At 63.9% G+C, this 25,865-nt stretch carries 23 protein-coding genes and 3 pseudogenes; 12 read left to right on the top strand and 14 right to left on the bottom strand.

All coding sequences use genetic code 11. The annotated features are described in order from the left end of the window. Positions 1 to 34 precede the first annotated feature (34 nt). The 4 genes from HNQ08_RS13320 to HNQ08_RS13305 all read right to left on the bottom strand — a co-directional run bounded on the left by HNQ08_RS13320 (position 35) and on the right by HNQ08_RS13305 (position 3,006). Complete coding sequence (locus HNQ08_RS13320) at positions 35 to 433, bottom strand: group III truncated hemoglobin (protein WP_184132893.1); 399 nt, start codon at positions 431 to 433, stop codon at positions 35 to 37. Next, positions 430 to 816, bottom strand: a complete 387-nt coding sequence (locus tag HNQ08_RS13315; protein ID WP_184132890.1) for a DUF4149 domain-containing protein — start codon at positions 814 to 816, stop codon at positions 430 to 432. The genes HNQ08_RS13320 and HNQ08_RS13315 overlap by 4 nt, the downstream gene beginning before the upstream one ends. 86 nt (positions 817 to 902) lie before the next feature. Further along, on the bottom strand, positions 903 to 2,144 hold the full coding sequence (gene hmpA, locus HNQ08_RS13310) for an NO-inducible flavohemoprotein (protein WP_184132887.1): 1,242 nt from the start codon (positions 2,142 to 2,144) through the stop codon (positions 903 to 905). Between the two features lie 265 nt (positions 2,145 to 2,409). Beyond that, on the bottom strand, positions 2,410 to 3,006 hold the full coding sequence (locus tag HNQ08_RS13305) for a helix-turn-helix domain-containing protein (protein ID WP_184132884.1): 597 nt from the start codon (positions 3,004 to 3,006) through the stop codon (positions 2,410 to 2,412). Positions 3,007 to 4,011: 1,005 nt separating this feature from the next. On the opposite strand from HNQ08_RS13305, the gene HNQ08_RS13300 reads away from it, so the two are divergent. From HNQ08_RS13300 to HNQ08_RS13280, 5 genes and pseudogenes are all read left to right on the top strand, one after another. Then, a complete protein-coding gene (locus HNQ08_RS13300) occupies positions 4,012 to 4,677 on the top strand; it encodes a MarR family winged helix-turn-helix transcriptional regulator (RefSeq protein WP_184132881.1) in 666 nt (221 codons plus the stop codon). A 173-nt stretch (positions 4,678 to 4,850) separates the two neighbouring features. Then, entirely contained in the window at positions 4,851 to 5,591 is a 741-nt protein-coding gene (locus HNQ08_RS13295) for a hypothetical protein (protein WP_184132878.1), read from the top strand. A 176-nt stretch (positions 5,592 to 5,767) separates the two neighbouring features. Further along, positions 5,768 to 6,256, top strand: a complete 489-nt coding sequence (locus HNQ08_RS13290) for a superoxide dismutase (protein ID WP_184132876.1) — start codon at positions 5,768 to 5,770, stop codon at positions 6,254 to 6,256. Further along, positions 6,253 to 6,489 (top strand): hexameric tyrosine-coordinated heme protein, encoded by a 237-nt coding sequence (locus HNQ08_RS13285; RefSeq protein WP_184132873.1) that lies wholly within the window; start codon positions 6,253 to 6,255, stop codon positions 6,487 to 6,489. Before HNQ08_RS13290 ends, HNQ08_RS13285 begins: the two co-directional genes overlap by 4 nt. Positions 6,490 to 6,842: 353 nt before the next feature. Then, a pseudogene (locus tag HNQ08_RS13280) lies at positions 6,843 to 7,487 on the top strand (IS6 family transposase); the annotation flags it as partial. A gap of 216 nt (positions 7,488 to 7,703) precedes the next feature. Here HNQ08_RS13280 and HNQ08_RS13275 read toward each other — a convergent pair. Then, positions 7,704 to 12,068 carry a hypothetical protein gene (locus HNQ08_RS13275; RefSeq protein WP_184132870.1) on the bottom strand — a complete coding sequence of 1,455 codons (4,365 nt, stop codon included), beginning with the start codon at positions 12,066 to 12,068 and terminating at the stop codon, positions 7,704 to 7,706. A 395-nt stretch (positions 12,069 to 12,463) separates the two neighbouring features. Between HNQ08_RS13275 and HNQ08_RS13270 the strand changes: the two are divergent. Then, a pseudogene (locus HNQ08_RS13270) lies at positions 12,464 to 12,616 on the top strand (IS6 family transposase); the annotation flags it as partial. Between the two features lie 125 nt (positions 12,617 to 12,741). Here the strand turns inward: HNQ08_RS13270 and HNQ08_RS13265 are convergent. From HNQ08_RS13265 to HNQ08_RS13245, 5 genes are all read right to left on the bottom strand, one after another. Then, on the bottom strand, positions 12,742 to 12,939 hold the full coding sequence (locus HNQ08_RS13265; protein WP_184132867.1) for a hypothetical protein: 198 nt from the start codon (positions 12,937 to 12,939) through the stop codon (positions 12,742 to 12,744). Next, on the bottom strand, positions 12,936 to 13,694 hold the full coding sequence (gene lepB, locus HNQ08_RS13260; RefSeq protein WP_229790025.1) for a signal peptidase I: 759 nt from the start codon (positions 13,692 to 13,694) through the stop codon (positions 12,936 to 12,938). Before lepB ends, HNQ08_RS13265 begins: the two co-directional genes overlap by 4 nt. Next, entirely contained in the window at positions 13,691 to 14,098 is a 408-nt protein-coding gene (locus HNQ08_RS13255; RefSeq protein ID WP_184132861.1) for a permease prefix domain 1-containing protein, read from the bottom strand. Before HNQ08_RS13255 ends, lepB begins: the two co-directional genes overlap by 4 nt. Next, positions 14,095 to 14,421 (bottom strand): PadR family transcriptional regulator, encoded by a 327-nt coding sequence (locus HNQ08_RS13250; protein WP_184132858.1) that lies wholly within the window; start codon positions 14,419 to 14,421, stop codon positions 14,095 to 14,097. The genes HNQ08_RS13255 and HNQ08_RS13250 overlap by 4 nt, the downstream gene beginning before the upstream one ends. A 518-nt stretch (positions 14,422 to 14,939) precedes the next feature. Next, on the bottom strand, positions 14,940 to 16,529 hold the full coding sequence (locus tag HNQ08_RS13245) for a replication-associated recombination protein A (protein WP_184132855.1): 1,590 nt from the start codon (positions 16,527 to 16,529) through the stop codon (positions 14,940 to 14,942). 98 nt (positions 16,530 to 16,627) lie between these two features. Here HNQ08_RS13245 and HNQ08_RS13240 point away from each other — a divergent pair, with 98 nt between their 5' ends. The 3 genes from HNQ08_RS13240 to HNQ08_RS13230 all read left to right on the top strand — a co-directional run bounded on the left by HNQ08_RS13240 (position 16,628) and on the right by HNQ08_RS13230 (position 18,888). Then, positions 16,628 to 16,984 carry a hypothetical protein gene (locus HNQ08_RS13240; protein ID WP_184132852.1) on the top strand — a complete coding sequence of 119 codons (357 nt, stop codon included), beginning with the start codon at positions 16,628 to 16,630 and terminating at the stop codon, positions 16,982 to 16,984. A gap of 139 nt (positions 16,985 to 17,123) precedes the next feature. Further along, complete coding sequence (locus HNQ08_RS13235) at positions 17,124 to 18,371, top strand: Fic family protein (RefSeq protein ID WP_184132849.1); 1,248 nt, start codon at positions 17,124 to 17,126, stop codon at positions 18,369 to 18,371. A 43-nt stretch (positions 18,372 to 18,414) separates the two neighbouring features. Beyond that, positions 18,415 to 18,888: a hypothetical protein gene (locus HNQ08_RS13230; RefSeq protein ID WP_184132846.1), complete on the top strand. Its 474-nt coding sequence runs from the start codon at positions 18,415 to 18,417 to the stop codon at positions 18,886 to 18,888. 399 nt (positions 18,889 to 19,287) lie between these two features. On the opposite strand, the gene HNQ08_RS13225 is transcribed toward HNQ08_RS13230, so the two are convergent. Continuing rightward, the gene (locus HNQ08_RS13225; RefSeq protein WP_184132843.1) at positions 19,288 to 20,376 is read right to left on the bottom strand and encodes a GGDEF domain-containing protein; all 1,089 of its coding nucleotides are present in this window, start codon (positions 20,374 to 20,376) and stop codon (positions 19,288 to 19,290) included. A 771-nt stretch (positions 20,377 to 21,147) separates the two neighbouring features. Here HNQ08_RS13225 and HNQ08_RS13220 point away from each other — a divergent pair. Then, entirely contained in the window at positions 21,148 to 22,353 is a 1,206-nt protein-coding gene (locus tag HNQ08_RS13220) for an NADH-dependent flavin oxidoreductase (RefSeq protein WP_221284188.1), read from the top strand. A gap of 276 nt (positions 22,354 to 22,629) precedes the next feature. Here HNQ08_RS13220 and HNQ08_RS13215 read toward each other — a convergent pair. Further along, positions 22,630 to 22,819, bottom strand: a pseudogene (locus HNQ08_RS13215) (IS6 family transposase); the annotation flags it as partial. 385 nt (positions 22,820 to 23,204) lie between these two features. Between HNQ08_RS13215 and HNQ08_RS13210 the strand changes: the two are divergent. Further along, entirely contained in the window at positions 23,205 to 23,714 is a 510-nt protein-coding gene (locus tag HNQ08_RS13210; protein ID WP_184132827.1) for a hypothetical protein, read from the top strand. On the opposite strand, the gene HNQ08_RS13205 is transcribed toward HNQ08_RS13210, so the two are convergent. After that, complete coding sequence (locus tag HNQ08_RS13205; protein ID WP_184132825.1) at positions 23,711 to 23,989, bottom strand: hypothetical protein; 279 nt, start codon at positions 23,987 to 23,989, stop codon at positions 23,711 to 23,713. The two genes, HNQ08_RS13210 and HNQ08_RS13205, sit on opposite strands and share 4 nt — an antisense overlap. Before the next feature lie 226 nt (positions 23,990 to 24,215). On the opposite strand from HNQ08_RS13205, the gene HNQ08_RS13200 reads away from it, so the two are divergent. Next, on the top strand, positions 24,216 to 24,491 hold the full coding sequence (locus HNQ08_RS13200) for a hypothetical protein (protein WP_184132823.1): 276 nt from the start codon (positions 24,216 to 24,218) through the stop codon (positions 24,489 to 24,491). Between the two features lie 124 nt (positions 24,492 to 24,615). On the opposite strand, the gene HNQ08_RS13195 is transcribed toward HNQ08_RS13200, so the two are convergent. Next, complete coding sequence (locus HNQ08_RS13195) at positions 24,616 to 25,794, bottom strand: sensor histidine kinase (protein WP_184132821.1); 1,179 nt, start codon at positions 25,792 to 25,794, stop codon at positions 24,616 to 24,618. Positions 25,795 to 25,865: the final 71 nt, after the last annotated feature.

Here is a 25,865-nt window from a genome sequence, read left to right as displayed (position 1 = left end):
AAGACCAGCGCGTACACCCCCTTTTGGATGAAAATCAGTTCTCCCCAGCCCGGGGAACCGGTGTCGTGGCGACCCGCTGTAGGTTGACCCGCATGCGAGCCGCTAGCTGATAGACGGCTTCAGCATCGGGAGAAGGCAGGGTTTCATTCAGCGCTTCCCGCCACAAGTGCAGCCAGGCCTCGAAGTGGCTGGCGTCGATTCCCAGGGACTGATGCGCCGGACCGGGGGCACCCCTGTACGCGCCCGCCCCTCCCATAACGGTCCGCCAGAATCCCTCTATCCGCAGGAGGTGGACGGGCCAACCCGCTCGTGGAAAAGGGCCCAAGACCCGGGTAAACACCGGCCCCAACTCTGGGTGCTGGGCTGCCCGCCGGTAGAACGCGTACAGAAGGACGCGCAGGCGCTCGTCTCCGACGCGGTCATACAGGGTCATCCCCCTACCGCCGCTGCGCAGAGGCCCAGACCTGCCAGCAAGGTGGCGTGGGTGATCCAGCGTGGTGGAAAGGACTGGCGAGTGGCGAAGCGGACGTGCAGGGCAATCAGCGCACAGAGCAGGACCAGCATGAGCCACTGAGCTAAAAGGGCCGCGCTCGGAGCCTGGGCGACGCTCAGCGCCGTCAAGGTCACGAGCAGGGCGAGCGTCACAAGGCCATTGACGCGAGCGTACTGCCGACCGAGGACCAGCCGGTGGGCACGACGCGTCCCCGCATCAGGAAAGAGGGTGTGAAAGGCAGGACTCACGACGAAGGTCGTGAACAGGTACATGCCGAACCATACGCCTGCCAGGGTTGCATTGAGGTGAGGGAGCGGGGACATCGGGTTCTCCTTGGCCAGACGCGGGCCGGCCGGGCGTTGATCGGGAAGGACGGATGCGCCGAAACGCGGGCACCTGTCTGGCGGAGTCAGTCCGTGCCACTGGGCACCTCGAAGTTCCGGGACGGACCGAACGTCTCAGTAAAGCGTTGCTCGGCAGGAACGCCGAGGGCGTCAAGGAGACCCTCCACGGCTCCGGCGAATCCGGCGGGCCCACAGTAGTAGTACTCGGCGTCGCCCAAGGGCAGTAGGGGACGTAGCATGTCCATACTCAGCAGGCCTTCGACGTCGTGATGCATGCCGGGCTGATCTTCGGCCATGACCTGCGCGTAGTACACCTGCTTTCGCAAATTCGGGTAGGTCTGCGTGAGCGAATTGACGTGCTCGCGGAAGGCGTGGACATCGCGGTTCAGGGCGGCGTGGACGAACAGGACGGGCCGGGTGGACTTGTTCGCCACCAAGGTATTAACCATGCTGATCATGGGAGTTACGCCGACACCGCCGCTGAGCAGCACGACTGGGCGGGCGTTGTCCCGCAGCACGAAATCCCCGGCGGGCATGTGGACCAGCACGGTGTCGCCCAGGTGCAGGCCGTCGTGCAGGTGGCTGGAAATCAGACCGTGCGGAAGATCAGCGTCCGGGAAGGGCGCACTCTCCCGCTTCACGCTGATGCGGTAGGTGCGGCCATTGGGCGCGTCGGAAAGGCTATACTGCCGGATCTGCCGGGTGGCCTGACCGGGCACCTGAAGCTGCACGCTGATGTACTGCCCCGGGTGAAAGAGCGGTAGCGGTTGACCGTCTTGCGGCGTGAGCTCGAACGACGTGATGACGGCGCTCTCCTGAACCCGCCGGGTCAGAGTAAAGGGTTTGAAGCCGTGCCAGCCGCCCTCCTGCTCGGCCCCCGCCGCCTTCATCCGCCCCTCGACACCCATCATGATGCTCGCCAATTGCCTGTAGGCGGCGGCCCAGGCGTCCAGAATCTCGAGCGTGGCGGCATCGCCGAGAACAGTTTGAATCGCGCCCAGCAGGTGCTCCCCGACGATGGGATAGTGCTCGGGCAGTACGTCAAGGCTAACGTGTTTATGGGCGATCTGATTGACCATGCTTCCAAGGCGGTCAAGGTGATCGATGTGCGCGGCGTAACTGAGAATGCTGGCCGCAAGGGTGTTGGCCTGCCGTCCATTCTTCTGGTTAACAGGGTTGAAGATGTTCAGGAGTTCGGGATGGGCCCGGAACAGCGAGGCGTAGAACACCCGCGTTATTTCGGTGCCGTGGACCTGCAATGTGGGAACGGTGGCTTTGATGAGTTGCAGTTGTGTGGATGTCAGCATAAGAATTGCTTTTATTAATATGCTTTTCAAATACGTATTTAAGGGCCATTTGTCCTCCAAGGGTAGTGCCGCTGGTGCGTTTCGTGGAAAGGCTCTTTTGCACTGCGGCGCAGCGGGCGTCCACTCTAAACGACTCTTGGCGAGCGATCTTCCTTCATTCGGTTTGCCCTCCACGCCGACGCTCTCCATGGCCGGGTGGAGGAGCACTTGCCCACGGAGCGCATTCCGGTCCGGAGGATGCTCAGGGAACCTGGGTGCCCCCGGTTCAGAGGTAACTGCTCAGCAGGGGGCGTGGTGACGTGGTCGCCACGAGGAGAAGTTCGGCGTCTCCCTCACCTTCGGCCACCAAGCGGTGGGGCGTGCGGGCATCGAAGTGGGCGGCGTCGCCCTCTTCGAGCACGTGTTGCTCCCGCCCGAGGATAAGCCTCAAACGGCCACGCAGCACGTACAGCCACTCCTCACCGTCATGCTGGTAGAGCTCTTCGCCCTCGCGGCCAATCGGCACCAACACGCGAATGGGGCGCAAGTTGAACTCGCCGGCGCGGGCGGAGAGTCCCGCGTGCTGCAGCCCATTCCCAGGCTTGAGCAGGGCCTGCGTTCCACGGACCACCACTTGCGGCGCTTGCTCACCCTCCTGAAACAGGGACGCGACAGTGACGCCGTAGGTCTGGGCGATGCTGAGCAGGGCAGCGATGGACGGCTGACGCTCGCCTGCCTCCAAACGCGAGAGGTAAGGCTTGGACAGCTGGGTTCGTTCGGCTACCTCGTCCAGCGTCCAGTCGCGGCCGTCGCGTAAGGCCTTCAAACGCTTGCTCAGCCCGCGCAGTTCGCGTTCTGGATCGACGTTCGGCGCAGGACTCACCCCCGCATGTTAATGCCCGGTTGCCTCCATGGCAACGTGTGAACACTGAAGAATCTACGTCCGGTTCTGCTGTCAGACCGAGATGATTCTCCGTTTTTCTGGACTGGCTCTCCCCCACTCTTGCGGCGATCAGGCGTCCGGGTGAGGAGACGCGAGGGGCAGTGCGCAGACGATCTCTCAATCGCCCCACATGACGCTCGGTCTGCTCCGTCCAGGAAAGAGCAACCCCAGCATCGTCGAGGGCCATGCACCTCTTGCCACCATGCGGGAGTTGAATTTGGTACCGGGCACTGTACCGTGAACCTGCGCGATGGCCGCATTCAAGCACCGTCAGGCTACGGGTGACCAGTTCGGACGGGCCCTACGCCGCACCGGACTCCTGCGCGAGGGATACGGATTGCTCCTCGCTGAGCGCCTTGCCGCGTGCCTGGGTCGTCAGGCGGTCCAGACTGCCCGTGAGGTGGAGGTAGCGCAGGTGGAAACCGGTGCTCGCCGCTCCTCCCGGAGAGTTGGTCAGGGCCGGTAGGGGCGCATTCAGGGCCTAAGCGCGCCAAGTCCTCACGTGCTTGAGTCAGGTGTGCGCCATAGGTTGCATGCTGGGGGCAACGATCAGCCCCGGTCCGCGTGGCCACGCCTCGACTTGACGTTCGCTCATGCTTCTCCCACAAGAATAACCTCGTGCCCCTCTCGGGACTGCTTCATCGCTGGGACTTGACGTGCCCTCGGGAGTGCGGTCTCCAAAGGAGGAGGTCAATCTGCCATGTTGCTCTCTAGAGAAGCGTCCGAGTCCGCCAGGACAGTTGCCTCGAGGGCAAGCACAAATTTCAGCATCAGCGTGGAGAAGCTGCGGACTGTCCGGCGCCTCGGTCCTCAATAAAGAGCCTTACAGAGCGTGTTTTTCCCGGACCCCAGACTAGGGTTTGGGCTAGAGTGTAAGGAAACATCCGCCCCCTGTTGACATGGAGGCAACTCAAGCGTATTACTTAGGAGTCCGAAGGAGGGCGTATGACAGAACATGCTTACCCTCTCGACGACGCAGCAGCGCCCCGTATCAGTGACGGACTCACGCAACTGGCTGCCGCACTGCGCCAACGCTCGTGGCACGACGCTACGGCACTCGGCCTCTCGGCCACGCAGGTTCAGATTCTGGTCTTTCTTCACCGGCACGCCCGGGACGCGGCCAAGCTGAGCGAAGTCGCCCGCATCTTGGGCCTCACGAGCGCGACTGTCAGCGACGCCGTCAGTACCCTGGAAGCCAAGGGGCACGTGCATAAAGGCCGTGATCCGGGCAATGCTCGCGCGCTGGCGCTCTCCATCACCGGGCCAGGACGTCTGGTGGCCGAACAGGTCACCCGCTGGCCGGACGTTCTTCTCGCTGGCGTCGAGACGCTGACGCCCGACGAGCAGACGGTGTTTGTCCGTGGTCTCAGCAAGATCATCGGGGAGATGGAACGGCAAGGGGCCATTCCCGTCGCCCGGCTGTGCGTGACCTGTGCCAACTTCCGCCCGAACATGCACGCGGACTCCGCTCGGCCACACCATTGTGTCCTGATTGACGCTCCTCTGGGGGATCATGGTCTGCGCCTGGACTGCGCCGAACACGAGGAAGCGGCCTTGCCTGGGCGGGAAGCCACCTGGCAACGCTGGCTCGACATCGAACAACTGCGCTGAACGCTGAACCCTTCCCCACCGATTTCGGGCGACTCCTCCGTCGGCCCGTGCGGAAATCCACCTCTTCAAACTCACGGCGTCCGCCGCGAGGAGGGAGTTGCTGCGCCAAAAACCCTCGCCCGTCCTCTCGCTCCGTTGCCAAAAGCCTTTCACCCACATCCACAGAGGTTGTTATGAACACCAAGTCCACGCTCGTGCTCAGCGCTCTCGTCACCCTCTCCGTCGCCTTCGCGCACGGTGGCGGCCACTCCAGCGGTATTGCAAGCCCGGGCCACCCCGCGAAGCTCGCCGACTACGACATCGTCCGCACCCAGGTCTTCAGCGCTGGAACCCAACTGGTATTCCAGATGCAGACCACCGGCAAGGCGGGCGTGACCAAGCCCACCGCGACGGGCAAGCTGGCGGGCAGCCAGGTCTACAGTTACGTCTGGCCCACCAATCTCGACTCCAGCGCCGTGGGCTTCGAGAGGGAGCAGGGCGTGCTCGCCCTCGCCGCCACCGTGCATCCCGACTTCGACGACACCCCCCTGTACGACGAGAACGGCGACGGGAACACCAAGAACGACGGCAACCTATGGCATTCCCACTGGGTGGTGCTCATGCCCGACGACGCCTGTGGCAAAGGGGCGCTGAAGGTCAAGGACATTCCCGAAGGCACCCGGCCCAAGCTGCCGGCCACCTGGCCTAACCTGCCCATCCTGATCGACAGCCCCGGCTACGAGCCCGAACTGCACGACAACATGGTGCAGATCAAGGTGCCGCTCAAGGAGCTGGGCTTCACCAGGAACTTCAAGTACGACGGCGTGACGAGCGCCCTGCGCGTCAACGCGAATCTGCACAGCCCGCTGCTGTGTGTGGTGGACGTATTCAAGGTGGCCTCGGGAGACCTAAGCCTGCCCGGCAGCCTGCGCTAAGGACCGCTTCCGTACGGCAAGGCCCTGAACTTTCAGGCTGCAGCTTCCCGGTCATTCAGACGTCTGGCCCAGCTTCCTTTGCAGCTTGCCCGCCGCCGCTCCAGCGTCTTGCCAACGCGGCAAGGCCTCTTCCCGGGCGCTGGCACCCCACGCGCCCCGCACCGCAGGAGACCTTCATGTCCCGAGTTCAACTGATCGAAAGTCCTTCTCCGACCCTCTCATCCGACCGCCAGGCCCTGCTGGGTGAGATTTACGGCACGTTCGGCGCGGCGCCCAACATGTTTCGCGCTGTCGCCAATTCGCCCACCGCCCTCGCTGCCCACTGGGTCGAGGTACCCACAGCGATTCGAGAGGTGGTGCGAAACAATACCGGGGGACACCTCAACCACAGTTTCTTCTGGCCTCTGCTGACGCCAAGCGGAACGGCAATGGCGCGGGAGCCGAACGGAAGGCTGCGCGTGATGAGCACGGCCATCCAGGACACTCCTCTCACTGAGGGTGTCTATCCCCTGCTCAGGCTCGACAGCTGGACACACGCCTACTACCTGAAGGACCAAAACCGCCGCGCTGAATATGTCCAGTCATTTTGGAACGTGGTGAACTCGGAAGAAGTTGAGCGCCGTTACCGGGTGGCGCTCGGTCTCGCAAGGGGGCATCGCGCATGATGGAAGACTACGTACCGACTTTATTGACCGCGACGCCACTCGAGGGACGGCAACTCGCGCTCAAGCTGGCCCGCAAGACGGTTGCCGCCATTCAGCCCGATGCCGAGGTGCGGCAGCGGCTCCGCCCCGCTTATGCGGAAGACACCGCCCAACTGATGCTTGCCGCGCAAGTGGCTGCCATAGAGTTTCAAACCATCGCCGCCGCCAACGATTACTGGCGTGGACAGGACTGACGAGCAAACCCACGCTGCGTATCCCAACGTTTTGAGAGGGTCTAGAGGTGTGTCAAGGCGGACATGGTCGATGAGGGGCGTCACGACCCTGGTCACGCTTCCCGCCAACGAGGAGAAGCTGTCAACGATTGGAGCGATCACCTCGAGTGCTTGATTCTTCCAGCTCACCAAGACAGGCGCCCTCCACATCGGAGATGTGATCAGATTTTTTTTGCACCTGCTGCGTTACGTCCACGGGTTCATCAGGTTGTGGCAAGTTGTTGGCTTCACAGCAACGGAGGGTCTCAGTGAAGGGTTCTGGCAACTTAACGCCGGTAGGTTGTTGAGCTGTGATGAACCGCAAGCCCTCTCGCCACCGTTTTCCCCTCAGCCAACGTGACGTTCAGAGAACGCCTCCACGAGCGGGGCCTCCAGGTCAGTCACGAAAAGAAAGCGCCAGTGGAACATCAAATTATCTCCGCTTCTCGCCGAAGAATTGCCTCAGCGTGAGCCCCGGCGGGGCTCACGCTGGCTTTTGGACGTTACCGTGCGTCCAGGTCGGCGGGGTACAGCACTGGTGGTGGCGTGCGGTTGATGAGCGGGGCGACGTCCTCGACCTCCTGCTTGAGGAACACCGAGAGACGAAAGCGGCCAAGTCCTTTTTCGTGCGCTTGTTGAGGGAATACGACGTGCCAGAGATCCTTCACACCGAAAAATTGTGGAGCGATGGAGCAGCGCAACGGGAAATTCCCGTGCTCCACACCGTGGAGCACGTTCAAGTGGTTTCCACTGCCCGCGGCAACAACCTCGTGGAAGGGTCACATCGCAGGGCACAGCGACACGAATGGAGCCAGCTCGGCTTCAAACGACGGCGACGAACGCAGGAACTCCTCGCGCTCCACGCCCGAATCTCGAACCTTCACCACCATGCCCGAACAACCATCCCCGCTGTCCTTAACCGAAGCAACCAAACTGCGGCACAGCTCTTCTGGCACGAGGCGATGCAGCAGGCGGCTTGAGAATCAAGCCGCCTGCTGCGCAACTTCGGCCCCGCTGAGATTAAGTTGCCAGAACCGTCATAGAACACAAAAGGTCTTAAAGTCTTAAGACCTGGCAGCAGTCGTGCAACAGGCGGCCTCAAGTTCGGGCCGCCTGCGTTCCTGAGGCTCTTTTCCTTCTTCAGAGGGAACAACTTGCCACAACCCAAGCAGGCGGCCTGCCCCTACGCTCCCGCGTTACCTGAACCAAGTGACCCGGTAGGTGAAAGTCACACCGCAGCCGGTCTTGTCCGATTCGGCTTTGCCCACCACGGACTTGGAAAACAGGCCGCTGCGGATCTCGTCGTATGCGGTGGTCTCGCTGAAGTCCTCCAGCAGGTCGTCGGGATTACCGACCGGGTCGGCGTCCTTGAGGCTCCTGGTCGATACCTGCAGTCCATCGTCGCTCTTCAGGTTGTACGTGCGCGAGGCGTTGGCGGAGGGGGACCATGTTTCTCCCACCTTGTGGTCGTCAATGCCGCTGCTGCCGCCACCAGTGAAGTTAAAGACGGTGCTCTCCTCGTTGTACGTGGACACCAGGAATTGGCCGCGCAGCTCCATATAGTTGTCGCCCGCGCCGTCGCAGGAGCCGTCTACCCGCACCTGGGTCAACTGAACATTGACGATCTTGTTCCTGGTGAGCGGATCCGAGCCGTTGCCGGTCTGGCCCACGGCCTGCATGACCTCGAAGTAGTCGCTGGCCTGATCGCCGTCGGTGTCAACCTTGGTCGGATCCATCCAGCGGTCCCATTCCTCCTTGTCGGTCAGACCATCGTAATCGGTGTCTCTCAACAATGGGCTGGACGAGACCGGGGTGGTCATGCCGAGCACGCGGGGCACCCAGGGCTTTTTCAGCTCCGTGAAGTCCGTGAGTCCATCGCCATCGGTGTCGACCTTGGTGGGGCTGGTCTTGAAGTCGATGACCTCGTCGCGGTCGCTGAGGCCGTCGCCGTCGGTGTCGGGCATCATGGGGCTGGTCAGGGCGTCGCGCTCCTGCTTGTCGTTCAGACCATCGCCGTCGCTGTCCGCGAGTTCAGGGTTGGAGGTCACGGGGACTGTACTGGTGGCGAGGGTCACGGTCCAGCCGACCTTCTCCTCGAGGTTGCTCAGGCCGTCGCGGTCGTTGTCGGCCACTTTGTCGAAATCCTGCACGCGCGGGTCAGTGCCGATCCGCAACTCTGCCCGGTCGTTCAGGGAATCGCCGTCGGTGTCGGGTTTGCGCGGGTCGCTGAAGCGCGTGACCACCTGCCGCGTGAAGAAGTCCCGTGAGGGCAGTCCATCCTGCTCGCCGCCGTCCGACAGGCCGTCGCCGTCGGTGTCCGGATTGGACGGATCGAGTCGGGCGGCGTACTCGCTCTCATCCCAGATGCCGTCGAAGTCCGAGTCCGGACGGGCCGGGCTCGACACGAGGGGAATAACGGTGCCGTCCGGGGCTGTAATGGTCAGAGGATGACGCTCTCCACGGCCATCCAGTTTGCCGAAGACTTCTTCGGGGTCGGCCACACCGTCGTTGTCGCTGTCGGTGCTCGTGTCCTTGCTGCCGTACAGGTCTTCGACTGACTTGACCATGCCGTCCTTGTCGGCGTCCTCGGTGAACATCAGGTCGATGACATCGCCGGCATGGCCGATAAAGCTGTCCACCGACCTGTCGTTCTGGTTGGTGTTGTTGCGGTTGATAAACCAGCTCTGCAGGTACGGCGTGTTGTTCTTGACGTACACGCCCCGGATGCGGGTCAGCACCCGCCCGCCCGGGAGCGTGGCCGTCGAGTAACTGTTCATAAGGGCGTCGCCTACCAGCGTGGCGTCGCTGGCGTGATCCACGTGCTTGAGTTTCAGGATGTTCTCCAGCAGGTACGGCAGGCTGACACCCTGCTGGGTGCCGTCATCCCCATACAACGAGGTGGTGGCCACGTTGTAGTGCTCAGCTGGTGCGGCGCCGCCGAAGTCGATGTTCAGTTCGGCGGTGCGCTCCTTGACCTGTTGCGAGGTGTAGGCAAAGTTGCGCCCCAACTCGTCGGTGAGGTCATAGTTGGTGATCCGGAACACGAGATTCTCGGGGTTCTGCATGAGTTGCTCGACCACCGCCGGGTAAGCCTGCACCGACACGAAACGGAGCGGGCCGCGCAGCGGGCTAGCTGGTCCCAGAGAAATGCCGCTGACACCGCTGTCTCCCTCGGCCTTCAGGGTGGCCACCGGCACCAGCTTGCCCGGCGCGAAGGGATCGGTCAGGTATGCGGTGACCTCCACGTTCTTCATCGTGAAAGCGACGGTGCCGCGCGTCCGGAAGGTCACGCCGGCCGACAGCTGCGCGGCTGGCACCTCGCGTGTCACGTTCTCGTCTGTGCTGACCTCCTGATCGGTGGTGAGGCTACTGGCGTATTCCTGCTGGCTCTGCTCGACCGAGCCGCGCGTGAAGGTCATGGCGGTGCTGCCACCGCCGCCCGCCTCGGTTGAGATGGTGCCGGAGAAGGCCCAGCGGGGAAAGCCGATGTTCGTGTCGCTTCCTCCGGTGTTAAACCCTGTCGTGAAGCTCACGCCAGCCTTGGCGAACCACTCGGAGGTGCGGGCGGAACTGTAGTCCTCGCTGGTACTCCGGCTCTGGGTCAGGGTGGTCTGCGTGCTCTTGGATTCCAGCTGACGGGTGCTGCTGCCACGGGTGGCCGTGAAGCGCACGTCCAGCTTGAGGTCGACTCCACTCACGGTGAGCTGGGGGGTCGGCAGATCGGCAATCAATGGATTGCGCAGCGGTGAAAGGGTCTCCACGTCATCGCGGATGCCGTCGCCGTCCGTGTCGGCCAGCAGCGGCGATGACGCAAAGAAGTTCGCCTCAGCGCCGTCGGTGATGGTGTCCCCGTCCGTGTCGGCCGTGGTGGGGCTGCTGAAGACCTTGTTGTACTCGTCGGCGTCCGTAATCTGGTCACTGTCGGTGTCCGCAAGCCGGGGATCGGTCGCGTTGGTCAGCTCGTCCTGATCGGCGAAGCCGTCACCGTCCGTGTCGGCCTTCGTAGGATCGCTGGTCACCTGGTACTTGCGCACCTGGCCGCCCACCTGGGTCACGCTGACCACCCAGCCACGCTGCTCGGTGGCGTCGCTGAGGCCATCCTTATCGGTGTCGTCTCCGACGCCGCTCACCGGCGTGCCGGTGAAGGTAGCCTTGCCGGGATCCACGCCGCGTTCCGGACCAGCGATCTGATTGCCTGCCAGATCCTGCACGCCCGCCACCTGAATCTCGTATTGAATGTCCGATTGCGCGCGGGTCGTGAGCAGGACGCTGGTGCCGCCCGGCTGGAGGCGGGCCCTCTGCACCTCTATGGTGGCGCTCTGCGGCGTTATGCTGCCCGATGTCTTCACTTTGCTCGTCCCCATTGTCTCCAGGCCGGTGATGTGGTAGTTGGCTGGGTTTTCGGCGCTGGCCAGCCCGCCGCGCACCGCCTCGGAGAAGGTCACAAGCACACTGCTGGTGCTCTTGGACAGCGCGCCGGCCACGCGCGGCGGGGTGGTGTCGGCCCGGCCGGCGTCCGACGCGCCCGAACCTTGAAAGGTCAGGGCGCTTTTGCCGGTGGTGGTGTCCAGCACGTTGCCCGCCGTGTCCTTGAGTGCCTCAGGTGTCAGGGTATACGAGGCGCCGGCCGTCTGCGCTCCGGTTGTCAGGGTGACCGAGGTGCGGAACTCGCTGAGCGTGCTGCCCGTGACGGGCAGCACGCTCCCGGCCGAGTCCTTGAGGAGGTAGGCGCTCACGTCGGCGGCTCCCGCATCCATAGGCTCACTGAAGATCAGCTGCACGCTGCCGTTGCTCGGGGCCAGGATCCGCTTGATGGTGGGCTTGGTGGTGTCTTTGGTGGCCAGCGCCACGAATGTGCCCTGATTGTGTTGAGGATCGACCAGCACGGCCGCTCCAGAGCCCCGGCTAGCCAGCACGCGCAGCGCGGCGACAGTGCGCTCGCCACTCAGATCCTTGGCGCTGAGGACGACGCCGCTCCTGTCCGTGCTCAGGCGCGCCCCCTGGAGAGCGGCGGCCGGTGTGAAGCGGTACGCCGCCACATCGGTAGCGCTCGCGTCCAGGGCAGCCGGGGCCCCGCTAACGGGATCAGCGAAGCTCAGCAGCACCTCGCTCTGGCTCAGGGCCGTGACGTCCTGCAAGACTGGCGCGGCCACCGTGCTGCCCGTTACCGTTTTGCGACCAGCAATAGCCTGTCCGTTCCGACCACGGAGGCCGCTCACGTTCACGGTGTATGTGCCCGGGTCCTGCACCCTGGTGGCCAGATCCACGCTGAGGCCGTCGGCCGAGGGGTAGGCCGCCAGCACCTCCAGCGGCGCCCCTCCCTCCGCTGTCACCTGATAGTGGCGGAGATCGGCGCTGCCATCGCCCACCGGCCCACTGAAGGTCACGCGCAGGGACGTGCTGCTGTCCGCGCTCAGGGCAGCGAGCGTGATAGCGGCCGCGCCGGTGCTGGGGGTAGACGTGCCCGCCTTCACTGGCGTGGGCGTACTTTGGTTGCAGGAAGCGAGCAGAAGGGTTACGGCGATACCGGTGAGCAGGTGGGCAGTGCGGAAACGGGTCATGTCAGGCTCCTGTTGGACGACGGCGTCATGGTCTGTGACGGGCGGGGTGGTCATGGATCGGTCACGCAGCACTGCTGGGAGGCGGCGATGTGTGGAGGCTATGTGTGGGGCGTTAGCTGCCGTTACATGGCATGCAGTAGGCAGTGCCATACGCAGCCCGGATGAATCGAGAAGGTTCTGACAACTTAATGCCGGTAGCCTGAGGAGCTGTGACTGAGCGGAAACCCTTCCGTCATCGTTTTCCGCTCAGCGTCACCGGGTGTGCCCTACGGCCCTCTCACCGCTTCCCTCTCAGCCAGCGTGACGTGCAGGAACTGCTCCACGAGAGCGGCGCAGCAGGTCAGCCATGAGAAGAAAGCGCGGTTTTGTCAGGTCAACAGGTAAGGTGATGGCCATTGTCTGACTCGAAGTCCTACCGTCACCGTTTCCCCATGAGCATCATCAGGTACGCCCTCCGGCTGTACCACCGCTTTACGCTCAGCCCCCGTGATGTTCAGGAACTCCTCCTGGAGCGCGGAATCCAGGTGAGCCACAAAACCCTCCGCGAGTCTGCTGCCCTCAAGCAGCCCTGATCTGCCCCACGTTCTCCTGGGTCTGTTGTGTCTGGAACTGGCCGTTGGCCTGGGGTTCGGCCGGCATTCGCTTCAGAGCGCCAAGGAGAGTCAGGCCGGACTCAAGCGCCAACCAGCACCCCGATGGACCTCGCCGGCACCAGCATTGTGCTGACCAGATCAGGTTGAACCATGCCCGCCATCTGACCACTGAGGAGGTCCACAGCGCCCTTACTCGACACGGGCTCCAGCCCCACTCCATCAAGCAGTGCCGCTCCGCTGCTCTCGCCGCATTCCCAAGGCTTGCGGTGTTCGGTCACCTGACGCTCTGAAACCCCTCCGGGCGGGACAGCATCCGCAGGTTCGGCACACTTTCACCGGAAAAGACCACATGGTCCTGTGGCCGAGAGATCTCGGCGCAGTCATAGCGCGCGTTCGTCTTGCGCATGATCGGCCACACCACCGCCGCCGCACGCCCTGCGATGTCTCGCAGCGGCACTGGACCGAACGTACGGGAGTCCTCGCTGCCCTGCGCGGTGCGGTTGTCGCCCATCACGAAGTACTGCCCGGGCGGCACCCGGAACTCCTGCGCGCCGCGCACCAGTCCGGGACTCTGCGCGTGGTTGGCCAGGTCACTCCCCGTGTCCCAGCAGCCCTGCTCGCGCCAGTAGTCCGTGGTGAAGCCCTGCGCCACCTCCTGCCCGTTGACGGACACCTGCCCGCCCGTGACGCGCACCGTGTCCCCCGGCAGGGCGATCAACCGCTTGATCAGGAACGGCCGGTAGGTCCACAGTCCCAGCGGACCCGGCCGGGTGAGTTCGGGGGCCCGCGCCGCCACCTCGCGGGGCGGCTTGAAGATCACGATGTCGCCGCGCTGGAACTGCCCAATCCCGGCCTTGTGCAGCCAGGTCTCGTACTTGGGCACGAACACCCGCTCGTGGTCGCGCAGATTTGGCATCATGCTCGCCCCGTCCACGCCGACCAGCGTCGCGGCGAACTGGGTGACCACCACGGCAAAGGCCACCGGTTCCAGGAATTCTTTCCACAAGCGGCCCAGGCGAAGGGTGAAGGTCACCGTGCTCCTTTTGGCGGCATGGACGGCACTGAACGGCGGCATTCGGGCTCCCGATGTTCAGAGGTCTGGCTCGGCCCAGTCGGGCAGGTCACCGGAGAGGCGGACCGGACTGGCATCTCGCGGACGGCGACGCCCAGCGCCACCGTCCCGACACTCGAAACCATCAGCAGCCCGGTGACGACGAGGGGCAGTGTATGCACCCTCAGCAGGCCCTGACGGACCCGGGCCGGGGAGCCGAAGGCGCGCAGGGCGCCTTGCAGCGCTTCCTCGGGCGAGAGGCCGCTGACCTGCAGGTCGAGGGCGTGCTGCACCAGGTTGCCGTGCAGTTCCTCCCGCACTGCGCGGCGACGTGCGCCGAACAGGCCCCGGGTGGCCTGCTCGAGGTAGCGATCGAGCTCGGTCATGCCGGCCGCCACAGGGCGCGCAGGGCGTCGTCGAAGGTGTCGTAGGCATGGCGTTTGTCGGCCAGGGCCTGCTGGCCTGCCCCGGTGAGCTGGTAGTAGCGGACCCTGGGACCGCCGCGTGGGGGGGGCCGGTTCTCGCTGCGGACCCACCCGGCGCGTTCCAGGCGGTGCAGGGCCGGATAGAGGCTGCCCGCGTTCAGGTCGAAGTACCCCTGTGTGCGGGCGTTGGCCTCCTTGGTGATGTCCAGGCCGTACTTCTCGCCACCCTCGAGGATGGAGAGCAGGATCAGGTCCAGGTTGCCTTTGAGCAGGTTCGGTTCCATTGGGCCTCCGTTATCAGTGTCTGAGTATCACAATACAAGAGCGGGCGTGCTTTGCAAGGGCGCCGGCGTCACGGCCCGACACTTCTTCGCCTCAGCACCTGACACCTTGAGGACCATGACTTCCAGGACGCAAAAAGGCAGCACAAAAAGAAAAATGACGAGCTCACATACCGTCCAGCTCCATGCAGACGCGCTGGCTGTTCCGCAGAAAGCCGCTCATGACTGGCGCCTGGTGGGCCGAGCTGGAGACAGCCCATCCACGCAGACATGCGATGAGCGGAACAACGTGATTGAGTGCCAGGCCCAGGTTCCGCTTCCTCCTGCGTCCATGGTGGTTCAAGGGTGGCGTCGAAGATTCGTCGGGGGACGGACCGGACACATCGTGCTGATGACGCACGAGGCTGTGAACCATCCTCCGATCGCAGAGCCACCCAGTTGGGCCCGGAGAGGTCATCTCGCCGGTGGGTGCGGCGATCTCAGCCAGGGCGACCTGCACGGCCCGGTCATGGGTGAGACACTCACGCCTTGCCCCCCTTCTGCGCTGCTGACCTGGCCGGCGTGCGCGCTGCCTTGGCGCCTCCCTTGCTCTTGACCTCAGCGTCCGCCTTGGCGGTCTTCTCCTTCTTGCGCGCGGCGCGGTCCTCCTTGCGCATGGCCTGGGCGGGGCAGTCGACGCCCGGGGGCATGCTGATGGCCGGGATCACGGGACTTGTCCCCTGTGCCTCAGCCTTCTGTCCCGCCTTCTCCCCGGCCTGCTGGGCCAGGCGCGCGTCGACTGCCCCGCCCTCCGGCTCGCTGGCCAGCGGCTGCGGCGTGCCGCGCAGGGCGCGCCAGTGGGCCACCCGGGGAGCGAGCACCTTGGCCTCGTAGCCCTGGGCGCTGGGGGTGTACAGCTCGAGCCCGGCGAACTCGTCGGGCAAGCGCTGCTGGCCGCTGTAGGCCCGTGCGTAGTCGTGATCGTAGGCGTAGCCCTGCTTGCGCCCCAGGGCGCGCTGGTAATCGGTAGGCGCGTTCATCATGTGCAAGGGCGGCATCAGGGTCGGGTTGGCCCGCGCCAGGGCCATGGCGCCATTCAGCGCCGTGTAGGCCGAGTTCGATTTGGGTGCGCTGGCCACGTAGATCACCGCCTGCGCCAGCGGCAGCCGCCCCTCGGCCGGCCCGAGCCGCAGCATTGCCGACCAGGCCGCGTCGGCCTGGACCATCGCCTGGGGGTCGGCCAGCCCGACGTCCTCCGAGGCGCAGGCCTGCACGCGGCGGATGATGGCGTAGGGGTCCTCGCCCCCCTCGAGCAGCATGGCCGTGTAAAGCAGGGCGGCGTCGACGTCGGATCCGCGCATGGCCTTGTGGAGGGCCGAGAGCAGGTCGTACAGGGCCTCCGCGTTCCGCCCGTGACGGCCCCGGGCCACCGGCGCGACCACGTTGAGTTCCTCGGGCGTGAGGTCGTGGTCGGGCCCGGACATCCAGACCGCCTCGGCCATGCCCAGCGCCATGCGCGCGTCGCCGCCGCACTGCTCGGCGATCGACGCCCGCGCTTCGGGGGTCAGCGGCAGCCTCTTGTGCTCCACGCTTTCCGCGCGTGCCAGCAGCTCGAGGATGTCCTCGTGGGTGAGCGCCCTGACCTCGACGATGCGGGCCCTCGAGCGCAATGCCCCCACCAGGGTGAAGCCAGGATTCTCTGTAGTGGCGCCGATCAAGGTGATATTCCCGCTCTCGATCTCCGGCAGCAGGGCGTCTTGCTGGGTGCGGTTCCAGCGGTGGATCTCGTCGAGGAAGAGGATGGTGGAGCGCCCGCGCAACCGGGCGGCGCGTGCCTGCTCGACCACCTTGGCCAGCTCGGCCTTGCCGGCGTTGGTGGCGCTCATGGCCACGAAGTCGGCATCCATGGTGTTGGCCAGCGCCCTAGCCAGCGTGGTCTTCCCGGTCCCCGGAGGGCCGTGCAGGATCAGGCTCTGCACCTTGCGGGTGCGCCTGGCGACCTCCAGGGGCGCGCCACGCACCATCAAGTGCTTCTGGCCGATCAGCTCGTCCAGGGTGCGCGGGCGCAGGCGCTCGGCCAGTGGCCGGTACGATTCGTCTGCGTGCTCGAAGAGGCCGGTGGGCATGCTCATGCCCCTATGCTGCGCTTCCCCGGCGTGTTCCTTCTGCGGTTCAATCCTTCATGCCGCGCTGGAGCCCAATGGCAACACGGGCGAGGTGACCTTCACAGGTGCGTTCGAGCCAGCCGGCATCTACGCTCTGGTCATGCCCACCTTCAACGACTGGTTCTCCCAGACAGCAGGCGGCGAACGGCTGGGCGGCGGCAACAATCGTTCTGAAGAGCAATATCCATCAGGCCAATGCAGGGCAGCTTGACATCCGCATCGACAACGATGTCAGGAATTTCAAGCTCTACAGCAGCGTGGACGCCTTTCGGCCCGCCCTCGATCCTTACCTCAACACCTCCAATCTGCATCAGTGGGACGCCCAGCATCCCGCCCCCGTCCTGCTCCTGAAGCTCAGCGGACACTTCGGGGCGGATGCGTCCACAGTTGTTTCACCCGCATCGGTGAAAAAGCAGCCCTGAGACAGCCTGACTGGAGGGCCATCCTTCGCTTCGTGGCTTCTCCAGGCTCCCTGGCTATGCCCGCTGCGCCGCGGCAATGCGGCGATTGCGGATACCAATCGCCGCTAATAATGCGGCATTTGAGTGGTAGAATCGCCGCATGACCCGCTTTCAGCCGCGCTATCTGCATGACCATCCCGGCTGGACGAACTTCACCTGGGACAGTGCCGCCGTGTCGAACCTGCTCGCACAGGTCAACTTCCAGCGCGGCGTCCTCAGCGGACAGCTCAGCATTCTGGGGCTGGACGCCCAACAGAACGCCCTGATGGACGCCCTGACCGACGACGCCGCCCGCAGCACCCGCATCGAGGGCGAGGTGCTCGACGAGATGAAAGTCCGCTCCAGCGTGGCCCGGCGCCTGGGCCTTCCGTACGCGGGCCTGCCCGAACTTCACTGCGACGTCGTCGGCGTGGTCGACGTCACCCTCGACGCCACCCGGAACGCCTCTGAGTCTCTCACCGAAGATCGCCTGTTGCGCTGGCACAAAGCCCTGTTCCCCACCGGGCAGAGCGGCATCACCCCAATCCTCACCGGCCAGTACCGCACCGACGTGCACGGCCCCATGCAAGTCGTCGGCAACCGTCTCGACAAGCCCACCGTGTACTTCGAGGCGCCGGCAGCCGGCCGCGTCCCGAACCTGATGGACGACTTCCTGGCGTGGCTGGAAGCCGAGCAGCACCTCGACCCAGTCGTCAAGGCTGGCCTCGCGCACCTGCACTTTCTGACCATTCATCCCTTCGAAGACGGCAACGGGCGCCTCGCGCGGGTGATCAGCGATCTGCTGCTCGCCCGCGCCGACCGGCGCAGCGAGCGGCACTACTCCCTGTCCCGTCAGATCCAGGAGCACCAGCGGGAATACTACGAGATCTTGGAACGCACCCAGCGACAGCACACTCCAGACGTCACGGCGTGGCTGAGGTGGTTCCTTCAGCGCGTCCTCGACGCCACCGAGCAGACCCAGCAGGCCCTGGGCGCGGTGCGTGCCAAGCGCGCTTACTTCGACCACCACCGCGCTGCGGCGCTGAATGAACGGCAGTTGGACGTCCTGAACCGACTGTTCGAGCCATTCGATGGAAAGCTCACCCGCCGGAAGTACGTGCGTCTAGCTGGTCAAGGCCAGGCCTCAGGTGGGCTGCGGCGTCGGCCGATCAGCGAGGACACCGCGCTGCGCGATCTGGAGGGCCTCGTGGCAGCCGGCATGCTCGTCCGTGAGGGTGCCGGACGAGGCGTGCATTACCGCGTGCTGCTCCCCGACAATACGGACATCTCAGCGTTCAGCGAGGACATGTTCACCACGGCGTCCGGCCTGACGTGCGGCGACACATCAAAAAGAGAGACAACCGAATAAATGTCAATTGAAGCTGAGCATGCCATCACCCGGTGCGTCCAGCATGGGCTTTTCCGACGACATAAAGCAGCATGTCAGCGGTGGTTGCTGGTGGAGCGTCAAGAAGGGTTCGTCACCACAACCGCCGCCGGTAGAGGTGTTCAACGGCCACAACATCCTTGTTGATCCAGCCTGGCTCCTGTATTCGGGTGAGGTGCGCCGTGGCCTCAAAACCGTGTCCTGTCCACCACCCTTCAATCCACGGCTCACTGTTCTCGAAGGTCGTCAGGACCAGGCGTTGTCCCTGGTTCTCGCGTTCATCCCAGGCTTCATCCGGTCAGCCCCAACACCACCCGCCCAGCTGAGCGACCGTACCCCCCACCCACATGGGATGCGCGGCCCGAAGCCTCTGGTCCAGTTGGTCGAGTGCAGGGTGCTCGGGAGCGCCGATGTCACTCTGCGTCAGCAGCGCTTCAGGCGCTTGACCGAGGAGATCAGCCATCCACTGTTGCAGTGCTGGTTCACCGTACCGAAATAGCGCGTCGACATGTGGGAACTGCATGGTCTGATGGGCAGACAACAGGGTGTCGCCCGTGGTCTGCAGTGTCGCGGCGGGGTCGTGGAAAATCAAGGGCTGAAGCTCTTCCTCATTGAAGTAGAGGCTCACGCAGCCTGCGAGGGACAGGGGCAGCGTGCGAGCATCTACGCTGAGCCAATGGGCCTACGCTCCGAAGCCATCAGAAATCAATCTTGCAAGTCCAATATTCCCGATATTTTGAAAATCTTTTCTAAAAGAGTTCACGACACGGATCAGCCCTAGCTGTACGCTCAGGCGCGCCACCAGGCCGTCTCCGTGTCGTGATCCCACCGAGACATTGCTCGCGTTCCTATCCCACAGTCCCCTGAGGGCCTGCTGGACTCTCCAGGTGCTGCTTGTTCAGGACATGAGGTTTTCGCCTGCGCCCAGCCACGAGAACATGCGGTTACGGCCAGCTGCTTTGGCGGCATACAGCCAGGTATCGGCGGCTGCCAGCGACGCCGCGCCGCGCGCAGGCACCAGACCGCCGGACACAGTGATGACCCCTGGCACGCCAGCCAGCCCCGCGAGTCGCCCCTCGATGCTCGCCCGCACCCGTTCGGCCACCAGCAGCGCCGCATCCGGCTGGCAGTGATGCAGCAGCACCACGAATTCCTCCCCACCCAGGCGATAGACCCGGTCCGACGGACGCACACTCTGGCGGACCACGTCGGCCAGTGCCCCAAGCACCCGGTCCCCGGCCGCGTGGCCGTGGCTGTCATTGACCTGCTTGAAGTGATCCAGGTCCAGCAGCAACAGGTAGGACGCGGGGCCCGCCTGTGGCAGATCCAGGTCGAACTGACGGCGATTGAGGGCACCGGTCAGCCCGTCGGTGAACGCCAGCTGTCCCAGGGTGGCTGCGTTGGCCAGAGCACTGAGACGGGTCTGCACCACGAGGTGCCCCGCTACCATGCCCACGGTGCTCAGGAGGGTGAACAGCGTGTATACCCCCAGGGCCTCGGCGACGGGCTTGGCTGCCAGCGCGAAGGCCACGAAGGTCGTGAGGTTGGCCATGGCAAAGATCTGAAGTGCTTCCCTCCAGCGGGTATAGAGGGCCGGGCCCACGTTCCCGGAACGCCGGGTAAAAGCGGGGCGGCCCCAGCCAGCCAGCAGGGCGACCAGCAGCAGATTGATGCAGGCAGGCACCTGGCCCAGGCCGCCCAGCAGCCAGCGATACACGCCCAGAGGCAGGGCCACCGCGAGCCCAGCCAGCCAACCGTTGCGGCGGCTGGCCAGCGCCACCGGGACAGTGCGGAAGTCGTACAGCAGCCCTGGTCCCAGGGGGATGGTGTTCACCATCAGCGCAACGCTGGTGCCCACCATCAGGGCGTAGCGCACCAAGAGCCGGGTCCAGGCCTCGGACACGCTCGCGCGCACGTACGTCAGGCTGACCGTGAACAGACCGGCCACGAGCAGCGCAAGGTTCATCAGCAGCGGGTTGGTGAGCATAGGCAGAGCGCAACGTACCCAGGCCAGTCTCACGCCTGCCTGACAGGGGGCAAGTCAAAACCTCAGGATTATTTTCCAGGGCCTTCTTCTCCTGACCTCCCAGGCGACGGCCAGGAGGGATGAAAAGGCACTGACTTGGGACTGACCAACGTGCAGCACAGCGTGGAATGCCCTGGGGGACGGGTATCGGTGACGGACAGCTTGATGAAGGGCGCAGCTGCGCCCACGGCGCCAGGCCGCCCAAGCGCCATCCTTCGCTTGTGCACGCGTCTTGCCGGACCATTTTGAAATACACGAAGGTCAGCACACTGGGATGGGCTGGTGTGCTGACCTTCCTGAAGGCAAAAAAAGCGGCCCGAAGGCCGTCTTGATTTCTCTAAGAGAGCGTCGAATACAGCAACTGTCAAACATATGCATCGAATCCAATGAACCAGAGCCGCACTGCACGATCAGCACTCTGCTCCAGCCGCCTGCCCGAACGGCGCAAAAGGGTTGTGGCAGTTGTTGGGGGAGGGTGCCGGGGTGGCCCACAGTCAGAAGCTCCCCGGCTCCCGGGCAGGGAGGGGCCTCCTTCACAGTTCAGTGTTCAGCAGGCGGCCCCTCGCATGACGCGTCGGCCAGATGGTCTAGGCCGCTGACACGCGGATCAACGCCCCGATGCCCGCCTCATCGGCCCTGCACAAGCCGCACGCCACCGCGGCTAGCATTCAAGGATCGCTCAATTTCCCGAGGCTGCTGAGCAGTTGCATCTCGAAAATATTGGTTTGCTAAATGTACTACTTGATTTTATACAGTGAAAAGTTTAGGGTATCTCCTATGCAGGATCTCTCCGCGCTCTTCGAGCCCTACACTTTCCAGAGTGGTGTCCACGTCAGAAACCGCCTGGTTTTGGCTCCAATGACCACCTGGTCGTCCGATCCTGACGATTCGGTTTCCAGAGCCGAACTGAACTACATCGCGAGGCGTTCAAAAGGTGTTGGGCTGGCGCTCACGGCAGTCACCTATGTCACGCCGAATGGCAAGGGATTCCACGGTCAATTTGGGGCGGAACGTGATGATCGCCTGGAGAGCCTGAAGGCGCTGGCACAGGCGGTCAAGAGCGGAGGGGCGCGGGCCGTCCTTCAAATGTTTCATGCTGGTCATCAAGCCCCACCCGAACTCGTCGACAACGACGTTGCCTCGGCCAGTGATGTGCCGCCGCCAGGCAGCCCCTTGCGCTCAGAGAGCCCTGTGTCAGTTCGGGCGCTCAGTCAGGAAGAAATTCAAGACATCGTGCTTGATTTTGGGCAGACGACCCGTCGGGCCATTGAAGCTGGATTTGATGGCGTCGAAATCCACGGAGCCAACGGTTATCTCATTCAGCAATTCCTGTCCGGCCACAGCAATCGCCGCACTGACGGGTGGGGCGGCTCGCTGGAGAAGCGCCTCCGTTTCCCGTTGGCCGTGATTGCAGAGGTCAAGCGTGTTGTAGCCGCCCATGCCCAAGGCCCGTTCCTGGTGGGTTACCGCTTTTCTCCCGAAGAACCTCACGAGCAGGGCTTAACCATGCACGACGCCCTGAGTCTGGTGGAGGCCCTGAAAGATCAGGACCTGGACTATGTTCATGTGTCGTTGTCGGAGTATGCCGGCCAACCACGCCGCGGAGACGATCTGAAGCGCAGCCGCTTGGAACAGATTGCCGAGCGTCTTGGGACGCAGACGCCGCTCATTGCCGTTGGCAACGTCTGGAGTCCTGAGGATGCAGTGCAAGCACTCCAACTGGGGGCATCCTTTGTGGCGTTGGGCCGTGCGCTCCTGCTCGATCCGGAGTGGGTACAGAAAGTAGAAGCTGGGCGAAGCCAGGACATTCAGACCACGCTTTCGATCAATGACCGGGAAGCCCTGACACTCCCGGAACCCTTATGGAAGCTGCTGACGAACTTTATGGTCAAAGACCGCCTGACTGGGGCCACGGGCCCTGAACCGAGTCCTGCGTAGCCTCTCAACTTGGGAAGGGCGCAACTTCATCTGGGTCGATCGACACGCTCGAGTCTCGAGCCTTTACCGCCAGACCTGAACGACGACCTCCGCTGCCCTCAAACGAACCAATTCAACCGGAGCACTCTTCCTCTGAAGAAAGGTGATACAGCAGGCAGCTTGATTCTTAAGCTGCCTGCTGCGCTCCTGCATCCCGGCTGAGGTCAAGTTGCCAGAACCATTTTGAGAGACATGTGCAGAGTTAGCACCCACCGATGAATCGGCCGACAGTATCTACATTTCGTTCAGATGCCACCGGGCACAGAGGCGGGGTTCCCGGTGACGCAATGCCTCAGTGAGAAGCGGGGCAAATTTGATGTTCCACTGCCGCAGGGATGATCACACGCTCGTGGAGGAGCTCTTGGACGTCACGCTGACTGAGGGGAAAGCGATGGTTGAGCCGAAGAACGAAGCCGATCACACCCACGGGAAAACGATGGCGGTATGGCCTCCGGTCACGCCTGGCTCACCAGCCCACCGAGATTAAGTTGCCAGAACGCATAGATCACAGGCAGCAGATCGCATCCACGTCAAGACGGTCACCAGCCGAACCATTCAGAAGGTCGAGCTGGCAGACCTGCGAAGGAGGGCCGCAAGAGAAATGAGCATCGGCGGCAGCACAGCTGTGCCTGCGAGTTGAGAAGGGGACGAGGTCCATCAGGTGTCACGTGGCCTGGCCCGTCCGCCTGATCTGCGAGTCATGCAAGAACGTCTCCAAGCTGTTTGAGGAAGTCTGGAAAGGTCGCAGACTTCACCTTCCTGAGCGCAGTGGCGTCACGCGCATGTCATGGCGCTGCACCTAACATCAGCCGATGAGACGCCTCTCCACCGTGAACAACGCCCTGCTGGTCCTGAGCCTTAGCAGTTGGGGACTTGCTGGCACGGCCACAGCCCCCAGTACCCCTTATCTTGGCTCTACCGTACCCTTCCTCAAGACCACCTTCTGCCAGCTCAACCGCTGCACCCACCTCTCCACCATCCCAGTCCTGGGACACACGGAGGAAACCTATAGCGTTCGCCTCCCCCAGGATCCCTCCCCCCATCTGCTGACCGTCCTGCGGGCACAGGGTAAGGTCGTGAAACTCTCAACCCGGGTTTTTGGACAGGACGACATGCCGGGCCTGGCGGAAGTCGCGCTCTTCAAATTCGCCAGCGGCTCTAAGATCCTGACCTTGGGCACCCTTCAGAATCTGACCAACCGGGGTCAGCGCCCGACGATTAAGGGAGCCCTCAACCATTCCTACAGCGTGACTGTCGCTTCTCTGCCCATCGGGGACTATGCCGAGATCTGGTTCAGTATTGCTGCGTTGCCCGACTTCTAGCTGTCGCCGGCGTAGGTGGCCCCCAACACATTAGGGGGCCACTTCGTGAGTGGCCTGCCACGCCTGCACCAACGCCCCATAGAGGTGGCGGTCACCACCTGGCGGAGTGCTTGCGTGACCACGATCTGCTCTTGTCCGGCTTGAATGACCTGTTCGAGGGTGTCGAGTTGGATTAATCCGGCCTCCCAGACGTGGTGCCGTGTTGCGGAGAACAACGTCTGCTCGGCGCGGGCGTCGATTTCCTCCGGTAGGTGATGCTCCTCTTCAGCGGGCATACCACAGTGTAGAGCGCCGGTAGCGTGCGCTTGGAAGTAGACCGAGACCAGTGGGTCAGCAGGGTCAATCCTGACGCGGTGTCTGGCGGCGTGTGGGGCGAGGTCATTGCCTCTCCCCTGATCTTCATCGTCCTTGAGGCTTTTCGACATGACCCAGCGCTGCCTTAAAGGGCGCTTTCTCCGCCTTGAACCCACGGCTCGAGTGATTCTTTAAAATGCAGGGGCTATGGACACTGACCGGGAAGCGCGCACCACTTCCCTGGATGACCTCCTGCCAGCCATTGCGCGCCGCATCCTGACCTTGCGGTGCTGGCAGATGGAATGTGAAGCGCTGGCGGGGGAACGCCAGTGGCGCCGGATCCACTGGCAGACGCTGGGCAGACCCAGCTCGCCACCCCTGCCGCCTGAAGAGGTCCCTCGCTGCGCTCCAGTCGCCTCGGGTTTGAGCGTGTCGCCACTGGCGCGTATTGAGGCAATGCTGCCGCCTGGACAGGCCAAGTGAAGGGTGCCGCCCGGTCACCGCAGGCCGACGGGCCACCGCTCAACGATCAGTTTTCGGGAGCCCGGTCCAGGCGTGTCGGGGTACGCGCTGATTGGCCCTCACGCTTCCCCTCTGCCCCCCTGGGCTACGCGAGCCAGAACGTCGCCCCCTGGTCCACCTTGCTGTCCCCCCAGGCCCGTCCCCCGGAACGTTCCGCCAGCCGCCGCACCACCGCCAGCCCCAGTCCAGTGCCCTCGTAAGACCCGCAGGGATGGAGCCGCCCGAACAGTTCAAAAGCCTTGTCCTTGTGCCGCATGTTGAAGCCCACCCCGTTGTCCTGAATGCCGATGTGGTATTCCTCCGCGGTGGTCTCCACCAGGACATGGATGCAGGCCCGCTCACGTGTACGGGTGAACTTGAGCGCGTTGGCCAGGTATTCCTGCACGATCATCTGCAGGGCTTTGCTGTCGCCCTGGACCGTCGGCAGACTCGCCGAGGACCACTGCACCTCCCGGCCGGCCAGCACACCGTGAAGCGCTTTACGCGCTTCGGCCAGCACCCGGTTCAAATCCACGCTGGTCGAGCGGAGCCTGAGTTGCCGCGCCTGCAGGTAGCGGCCAAGCGACTCCAGCAGCACAAAGGTGGTGTCCAGCACGTCCTGCGTCGTGTCGAGGTGGCTGGAGACCCGTCCGTCCAGGCCCACGTCTTTGCGGTGGAGATTCAGGTAGCTCTGCAGCCGCCCGAGGTGCAGGTACAACTGGGCTTCGGTGGCGCTGACCACCTGATGGACTTCCTCGTCCAGGCGACGGTTGCGCTGCTCGTGCTCCTGAACCGCGTGTCTGAGCGCCTCGACTTCGTCGAGCAGGAACACCTGGGCCTGTTTCAAGGTCGTCACGTTCGTGACGACGAGCTGGCATCCCGCCGCCTCGTCCGCCTCATCGATTCGCTGCGCCGCGACCATGACCGACAGGGGCCTCTCAGCGGGGGACAACAGCACGAGATCGTCTTCCACCCGCTCGGCTGTGGCGAAGACCCGTTGAAGCAGGGCGGTCAGCGACGCCTGTGAGGCCGGGGTCAGGAAGTGTCCCAACCGGCGGCCGGTGACCGTCTGGACCGGAACGCCCAGCAGCAGACCAGCCTGCCGGTTGGCGGCCAGAATGCGCCCGGAGGGGGCCAGGACGAAGGCTCCCTGGGGGCTTTTGGTAAACATGGCTTCGGCGGTGCGAAGCTGGGCTTTCAGGACCTGAATCTCGTGCTGCAGGTCGCCGGAGTTTGGGAGCGCAACCTTCGGTTGCGCCTGGCTGACATCGTCGGAGTGACCCATGGTGCTCCCTGGATTGAAGGCTTGCCTTGGGGATGAGCCCGGCTGGGTCTTCAGGACCAGGGGACAGGGCT

The organism is Deinococcus humi, assembly GCF_014201875.1.
Lineage (GTDB): Bacteria > Deinococcota > Deinococci > Deinococcales > Deinococcaceae > Deinococcus > Deinococcus humi.
Note: the sequence above shows the minus strand (reverse complement) of the source record. Positions and strands in the feature narration are given on the sequence as shown.

Bases quoted from the DNA above. Each gene is read 5' to 3' on its own strand.
- HNQ08_RS13320 (WP_184132893.1), bottom strand. From the start codon at position 433: ATGACCCTGTATGACCGCGTCGGAGACGAGCGCCTGCGCGTCCTTCTG.
- HNQ08_RS13315 (WP_184132890.1), bottom strand. From the start codon at position 816: ATGTCCCCGCTCCCTCACCTCAATGCAACCCTGGCAGGCGTATGGTTC.
- hmpA (WP_184132887.1), bottom strand. From the start codon at position 2,144: ATGCTGACATCCACACAACTGCAACTCATCAAAGCCACCGTTCCCACA.
- HNQ08_RS13300 (WP_184132881.1), top strand. From the start codon at position 4,012: ATGACAGAACATGCTTACCCTCTCGACGACGCAGCAGCGCCCCGTATC.
- HNQ08_RS13295 (WP_184132878.1), top strand. From the start codon at position 4,851: ATGAACACCAAGTCCACGCTCGTGCTCAGCGCTCTCGTCACCCTCTCC.
- HNQ08_RS13290 (WP_184132876.1), top strand. From the start codon at position 5,768: ATGTCCCGAGTTCAACTGATCGAAAGTCCTTCTCCGACCCTCTCATCC.
- HNQ08_RS13285 (WP_184132873.1), top strand. From the start codon at position 6,253: ATGATGGAAGACTACGTACCGACTTTATTGACCGCGACGCCACTCGAG.
- HNQ08_RS13275 (WP_184132870.1), bottom strand. From the start codon at position 12,068: ATGACCCGTTTCCGCACTGCCCACCTGCTCACCGGTATCGCCGTAACC.
- HNQ08_RS13255 (WP_184132861.1), bottom strand. From the start codon at position 14,098: ATGACCGAGCTCGATCGCTACCTCGAGCAGGCCACCCGGGGCCTGTTC.
- HNQ08_RS13250 (WP_184132858.1), bottom strand. From the start codon at position 14,421: ATGGAACCGAACCTGCTCAAAGGCAACCTGGACCTGATCCTGCTCTCC.
- HNQ08_RS13245 (WP_184132855.1), bottom strand. From the start codon at position 16,529: ATGAGCATGCCCACCGGCCTCTTCGAGCACGCAGACGAATCGTACCGG.
- HNQ08_RS13235 (WP_184132849.1), top strand. From the start codon at position 17,124: ATGACCCGCTTTCAGCCGCGCTATCTGCATGACCATCCCGGCTGGACG.
- HNQ08_RS13230 (WP_184132846.1), top strand. From the start codon at position 18,415: ATGGGCTTTTCCGACGACATAAAGCAGCATGTCAGCGGTGGTTGCTGG.
- HNQ08_RS13225 (WP_184132843.1), bottom strand. From the start codon at position 20,376: ATGCTCACCAACCCGCTGCTGATGAACCTTGCGCTGCTCGTGGCCGGT.
- HNQ08_RS13220 (WP_221284188.1), top strand. From the start codon at position 21,148: ATGTACTACTTGATTTTATACAGTGAAAAGTTTAGGGTATCTCCTATG.
- HNQ08_RS13210 (WP_184132827.1), top strand. From the start codon at position 23,205: ATGAGACGCCTCTCCACCGTGAACAACGCCCTGCTGGTCCTGAGCCTT.
- HNQ08_RS13205 (WP_184132825.1), bottom strand. From the start codon at position 23,989: ATGCCCGCTGAAGAGGAGCATCACCTACCGGAGGAAATCGACGCCCGC.
- HNQ08_RS13200 (WP_184132823.1), top strand. From the start codon at position 24,216: ATGGACACTGACCGGGAAGCGCGCACCACTTCCCTGGATGACCTCCTG.
- HNQ08_RS13195 (WP_184132821.1), bottom strand. From the start codon at position 25,794: ATGGGTCACTCCGACGATGTCAGCCAGGCGCAACCGAAGGTTGCGCTC.